This window comes from Enterobacteriaceae endosymbiont of Donacia bicoloricornis (genome assembly GCF_012567955.1).
GTDB lineage: Bacteria > Pseudomonadota > Gammaproteobacteria > Enterobacterales > Enterobacteriaceae.
On record NZ_CP046186.1, the window covers coordinates 452,513 to 458,627 of the forward strand.

Here is a 6,115-nt window from a genome sequence, read left to right on the forward strand (position 1 = left end):
GTGTTAGATGTAAAATTATTACGTAATGATATTGATCATGTATATTCTATTTTAAAAAAAAGACATTTTTTTTTAGATATTAATCTAATAAATCAATTAGAAAAAAAACGTAAAAATATACAAATTAAGATAGAAAAATTACAAATTAAAAGAAATCAAATATCTAAAATTCTATCTAAAAAAAATATTAATAATATTTTTGAATTTAAGAAAAAAGTAATTAATATTAATCAAAAAATTTTAAAAAATAAAATTTTATTTAATAATATAAAAAAAAATATAAATAATATTTACACTTCAATACCTAATTTACCATTAGATGATGTTCCTATAGGAAAAAATTCAAAAGAAAATAAAGAAATAAAAAAATGGGGTATAAAAAATAAATATAATTTTCCTATACGGGATCATGTAGAATTAGGTTATTTAAATCAAGGTATTGATTTAGAAGCTGGAGTTAATTTAAGTGGTTCAAAATTTTTTGTATTAAAAGGTTTAATTGCTTATTTATATAGAATACTTATTCAATTTATGTTAAATATTCATATTATTAATCATCATTATACAGAAATTTATGTTCCTTATATAGTAGATAAAAGAGCTTTATATGGTACTGGACAATTACCTAAATTTAGTAAAGATCTTTTACATATAAAAAATTTTAAAAATTCTGATATTTGTGAAAAATTTTTAATACCTACAGCAGAAGTACCTTTAACAAATTTAGTATATAATAAAATTATCCAAGAAAAACAACTACCAATTAAATTTGTTGCTCATAGTCCTTGTTTTAGATCAGAAGTTGGTTCTTATGGGAAAGATAATAAAGGATTAATCCGTACACATCAATTTGATAAAGTAGAATTAGTACAATTAGTTAAACCTAAAAATTCTATTATTGCTTTAGAACAAATTACTAATCACGCAGAAAAAATATTGCAATTATTAGAGTTACCATATAGAAAAGTATTATTATGTACAGGAGATATGAGTTTCGCATCAAGTAAAACTTATGATTTAGAAGTATGGTTTCCTTCAAAAAATAAATATTATGAAATTTCTTCTTGTTCTAATATGTGGGATTTTCAATCTAGAAGAATAAAAGCTAGATACAAAAGAATAAAAGATAAAAAAAATGTATTTATTCATACTTTAAATGGTTCTGGACTAGCAATTGGTAGAACATTAGCAGCTATCATGGAAAATTATCAACTCAAAAATGGAAATATTAAAATCCCTAAAATTTTAAGAAAATATATGAACGGATTAAAATATATAAAATAAAATTTATAAAAAATTTTATTTTCTTATATTAAAATTTTTGTTCAAATAAATTTTGTATAGAATTATATAAATGAATAGTTTTAAACAAACGAGTAGGCACTACAAAAATAGTATCATCTCCTGCAATTGTACCTAATATACCTTCTGGTTTACCTAAAGAATCTAACAATCTAGCTATTAATTGAGCTGCACCAGGACTAGTATGAATAATAATTAAAATATCATTATAATCAATATCTAATACTAAATTTTTTAATGGACTAGTTGTATTTGGGACTCCTAATTCTAAAGGAAAACAATATACCATTTCCATTCTAGTATTTCTAATTCTTACAGCACCAAATTTTGTTAACATTCTAGATACTTTAGATTGATTAATATTATGAAAACCTTCTTCTTGTAAAGCACGTACAATTTCTGTTTGTGTACTAAATTTTTCTTTTTTTATTAAATTTTTAAATATTTTAATTAAATTAGCTTCTTTTTTTTTTGTAGAAATTAGATTCATAAAATCACCAAAAAAATAAAATAAAAATATTATTTATTTAAAATAAAAATTTTATTCTAAATATAACTAAATGTGTAATATTAAAATAAAAAAGACTAATTGCATTTATAATATAACTATATTATCATATTTTAATAAAAATTTATATTTTTTTATAAAAAAATTAAAAATAAATAGATTATATAATTTTATTAATTAATCATATTTTAGGTACATATAAATGAATATTTTATTAAAAAAAAAAATTCATCGTCAATGGCATCTTATAAATGCCAAAAATAAAATTTTAGGAAGACTATCAAGTATAATTGCCCACTATTTAATGGGAAAACATAAAATTTTTTATTTACCTTATATCGATATAGGTGATTATATTATAATCATAAATGCTAATAAAATTAAAATTACAGGAAATAAAAAAAAAAATAAATTTTATTTTAATCATAGTGGTTATTCTGGAGGATTAAAAAAAATTTCTTTTGAAAAATTAATTAAAAAAAATCCTTGCAAAATTATTCAACATTCTGTGAAAGGAATGTTACCTAAAAATAAAATAGGCGTTTTAATGTTAAATAGATTAAAAATTTATTCTGGGTTAACACATAAACATATTGCACAAAAAAAAAATATTTTAAATATTTAATTTTACTATAAGGATATAAATTAATGAAAAAAATTAACTATGATTATAATGCAACAGGAAGAAGAAAAAGCTCTTCTTCTAGAGTTTTTATTAAAAAAGGTAGTGGTAATATACTTATCAATAAAAAAGATATAAATATTTTTTTTTCTAGGAAAATATACCATATTATGGTAATGAAACCTTTAGAATTAATAAAAATGAGTAATAAATTAGATTTATATATTACTGTAAAGGGTGGCGGAACTTCAGGACAAGCAGGTGCTATTAGACATGGAATTACAAGAGCATTAATAAAATATGATAATTTCTTTAGAAAAGATTTAAAAAAAGCAGGATTTGTAACACGTGATGATCGTAAAGTAGAACGTAAAAAAGTAGGATTAAAAAAAGCTAGACGTAGTCCTCAATTTTCTAAACGCTAAAATTAAATTTTATTATTAATTTTTTATAAAATTAATTTAACAAAACACTTATTTTAATAATCTATAAAATGTTAAAATTTAATATTATTTATTTTATAATTTTATTAATTTTTCAGAGTAAAAAATGAGTAAATTTATAATAAAAGGTCCAGTTAAACTAAACGGAGAAGTTAATATTTCTGGATCTAAAAATGCAGCTTTACCAATTTTATTTGCATCACTTTTAATAAAAGAAGTTATAGAAATTAAAAATATTCCTAAAATAAAAGATATAGATGTAGTAATAAAATTATTCATACATTTAGGAGTAAAAATTAAAAATGATAAATCGTTAATAATTAATGCAAGTAATTTATATAAAAAGTTTAATTTTCCCAAAAATTTAATAAAATCAATTAGGGCTTCTATTTGGTTAGTAAGTCCTTTATTAGTTCGATTAAAAAAAATAAATATGTCTTTACCAGGAGGTTGTTCCATTGGAATGAGACCTATTGATTTACATATCAAATATTTACAGAAATTAGGAGCTAATATTTGTATAAAAAATAATTATATTATTGCATCTATAGATAATAAATTTATAGGATCTCATATTTTAATGAAAAAAAATAGTGTAGGTGCTACCATTAGCGTTATTTTAGCTTCAATTTATGCTAAGAATACAACTATTATAGATAATGCAGCACAGGAACCAGAAATAGAAGATTTAATTAATTTTTTAAATATTATGGGAGCTAATATTAAAGGAGGTGGAACCAAAAAAATAATAATTAAAGGTGTCTTAAAATTAAAAGGAGGTATTTATAGAATTATGGATGATAGAATAGAAGCAGGGACTTTTTTAATAGCTGCGGCAATATCAAAAGGTTATATTTTATGTAAAAATACTAATCCTAAAAATTTAAAAATAGTATTAAAAAAATTAAAATATACAGGAGCAGAAATTAAAATAGGAAAAAATTGGTGTAGCATTAATATGCATAACAAGCGACCAAAAGCTGTAAATATTATAACAGGTCCTTATCCTAAATTTCCTACAGATATGCAACCTCAATTTACTTTATTAAATTGTATTTCTTTAGGTTCTAGTATAGTAGAAGAAACTATTTTTGAAAATCGTTTTTTATATATACATGAATTAAATAAAATGGGAGCTAAAATTTTTATAAATAAAAATAAAGTATTTTGTCAAGGAGTTTCAACACTTTATAGTACACAAAAAATTAAAGCTACAGATTTAAGAGCATCAATTAGTTTAGTTTTAGCTGCATGTATTGCTATTGGAATAACTATTATTGATAATATTGATTACATCGATAGAGGATATGAAAATATAGAAAAAAAATTAATTTCTTTAGGAGCAAAAATTAAAAGATTAAAATAAAAGAATTAATGACATAAAAATTATTAAATAATGTAAATTATATTAAATTTTTTATGTCATTAATTCTTTAAAATATTTTAAAAGGATAATAATAAATGTATGCTGTTTTTGACAATCACGGGAAACAATATAAAGTTATTCAAGGTCAAATTATTAAAATAGAAAAGATTCCAGGTAATATTGGAGATAAAATTGAATTTAAAAATATTTTAATAATATATGATAAAAATCAAATCAATATAGGAAATCCTATTATTCCAGGTGCTAAAATAATAGCACAATTAATTTTACATGGTAAAAATAAGAAAATTAAAATAATTAAATTTCGTCGAAGAAAGCATTTTAGAAAAACACAAGGACATCGTCAATTATTTACTAATATAAAAATTCTTAAAATTCAATATTTAATATAGGAAATATTTTATGGCACATAAAAAAGCTGGTGGTTCTTCTAGAAATGGTAGAGATTCGCATTCCAAAAGATTGGGTATTAAATGTTTTGGAGGAGAAAAAGTAAAACCAGGATATATTTTAATAAAACAAAGAGGTAATAAATTTCATGCTGGAGATAATGTAGGATGTGGTAAAGATCATACTTTATTTTCAAAAGTAGAAGGAATTGTAAAATTTACTAATAAAGGTATAAAAAAAAAAAAATATATTAATATTATGATTATTTAATTTTAAATTTTATTTAAATATAAAATAATTTCTCTATATAGAGAAAAATAGAATTTTATTTCTAAAGTGGAGTTGTAATGAAATTTTTTGATGAAGCTATTATACATATTAAAGCAGGTAAAGGAGGTAATGGATGTATTAGTTTTTATCGTGCAAAATTTATTCCTAAAGGAGGTCCTAATGGAGGTAATGGGGGTAAAGGAGGAAATATATATTTTATATCTGATAATAATATTAATAATTTAAATAATTTTCGTAGTAAAAATAATTATATATCACAAAATGGATTTAAAGGACAAAATTATCAATGTACAGGAAAAAATGGTAAAAATTTATTTATTCGAGTTCCAATAGGAACAAATATTATTGATATAAAAAAACAAATAGTTCTTGTATCATTAAAAAAAAACAAACAAATTTTTTTAGCAGCAAAAGGAGGAAAAGGAGGATTAGGTAATATTAATTTTAAATCTTCTATAAATAGAACACCATATAAAAGAACTAAAGGTTTTTTAGGAGAAAAAAAAAAAATAAAATTAGAATTTATTTTAAAAGCAGACTTAAGTGTTTTGGGATTACCCAATTCAGGTAAATCAACATTTATAAAAAAAATATCTTCTATAAATACTAAAATTGGAAATTATTTTTTTACAACTACAAAACCTATTTTAGGTATTATTAAAAATAAGTTAAATAATTCTTTTATTTCTATTTTAGATGTTCCTAGCATTATAAAAAAATCTTCTCTTGGTAAAGGTTTAGGTTTAAATTTCATTAAACATTTTAAATATTGTAATTTATTATTACATTTTATAGATGTATCTATGATTAATATTAAAAATAATATATTTATAGATAATATGATCGATATCATTAATTATGAAATTAAAAAATATAATAAAAAAATTTTTTTGAAAGAACAATGGCTTATTTTAAATAAAATTGATTTATTAAATAATAAAAATATTTTACTATTAAATAGTAAAAAGATTTTAAAAAAATATAAATTTATAAAAAAATTTTATTTTATTTCATCTAAAAAAAATATTGGAGTAGAAAAATTATTTTTAGATATTTTAAAATATTTTAATAAATAAAAAAAAATAACATAAAAATTAATTTTATTAAAATAATTATATTGTTTTATAACAAAATTATTTTAAATTAAATTTTATTTAATTTTGGATTTTAAA

At 20.0% G+C, this 6,115-nt stretch carries 8 protein-coding genes; 7 read left to right on the forward strand and 1 reads right to left on the reverse strand.

Translation table 11 applies throughout. From position 1 onward, the window contains the following. The gene (serS, locus tag GJU03_RS02190) at positions 1-1,284 is read left to right on the forward strand and encodes a serine--tRNA ligase (protein WP_168919043.1); all 1,284 of its coding nucleotides are present in this window, start codon (positions 1-3) and stop codon (positions 1,282-1,284) included. A gap of 28 nt (positions 1,285-1,312) precedes the next feature. Here the strand turns inward: serS and argR are convergent, their stop codons facing one another. Further along, positions 1,313-1,792 (reverse strand): transcriptional regulator ArgR, encoded by a 480-nt coding sequence (argR, locus tag GJU03_RS02195; RefSeq protein ID WP_425482911.1) that lies wholly within the window; start codon positions 1,790-1,792, stop codon positions 1,313-1,315. A gap of 220 nt (positions 1,793-2,012) precedes the next feature. Here argR and rplM point away from each other — a divergent pair, with 220 nt between their 5' ends. The 6 genes from rplM to cgtA all read left to right on the forward strand — a co-directional run bounded on the left by rplM (position 2,013) and on the right by cgtA (position 6,019). After that, positions 2,013-2,435: a 50S ribosomal protein L13 gene (rplM, locus tag GJU03_RS02200; protein WP_168919044.1), complete on the forward strand. Its 423-nt coding sequence runs from the start codon at positions 2,013-2,015 to the stop codon at positions 2,433-2,435. A gap of 23 nt (positions 2,436-2,458) precedes the next feature. Further along, positions 2,459-2,857: a 30S ribosomal protein S9 gene (gene rpsI / locus GJU03_RS02205; RefSeq protein ID WP_168919045.1), complete on the forward strand. Its 399-nt coding sequence runs from the start codon at positions 2,459-2,461 to the stop codon at positions 2,855-2,857. A gap of 124 nt (positions 2,858-2,981) precedes the next feature. Continuing rightward, complete coding sequence (gene murA / locus GJU03_RS02210; protein WP_168919046.1) at positions 2,982-4,241, forward strand: UDP-N-acetylglucosamine 1-carboxyvinyltransferase; 1,260 nt, start codon at positions 2,982-2,984, stop codon at positions 4,239-4,241. A gap of 95 nt (positions 4,242-4,336) precedes the next feature. Continuing rightward, on the forward strand, positions 4,337-4,654 hold the full coding sequence (rplU, locus tag GJU03_RS02215) for a 50S ribosomal protein L21 (RefSeq protein WP_168919047.1): 318 nt from the start codon (positions 4,337-4,339) through the stop codon (positions 4,652-4,654). Between the two features lie 10 nt (positions 4,655-4,664). After that, positions 4,665-4,922 (forward strand): 50S ribosomal protein L27, encoded by a 258-nt coding sequence (rpmA, locus tag GJU03_RS02220; protein ID WP_168919048.1) that lies wholly within the window; start codon positions 4,665-4,667, stop codon positions 4,920-4,922. 77 nt (positions 4,923-4,999) lie between these two features. Then, positions 5,000-6,019, forward strand: a complete 1,020-nt coding sequence (gene cgtA / locus GJU03_RS02225) for an Obg family GTPase CgtA (protein WP_168919049.1) — start codon at positions 5,000-5,002, stop codon at positions 6,017-6,019. Positions 6,020-6,115: the final 96 nt, after the last annotated feature.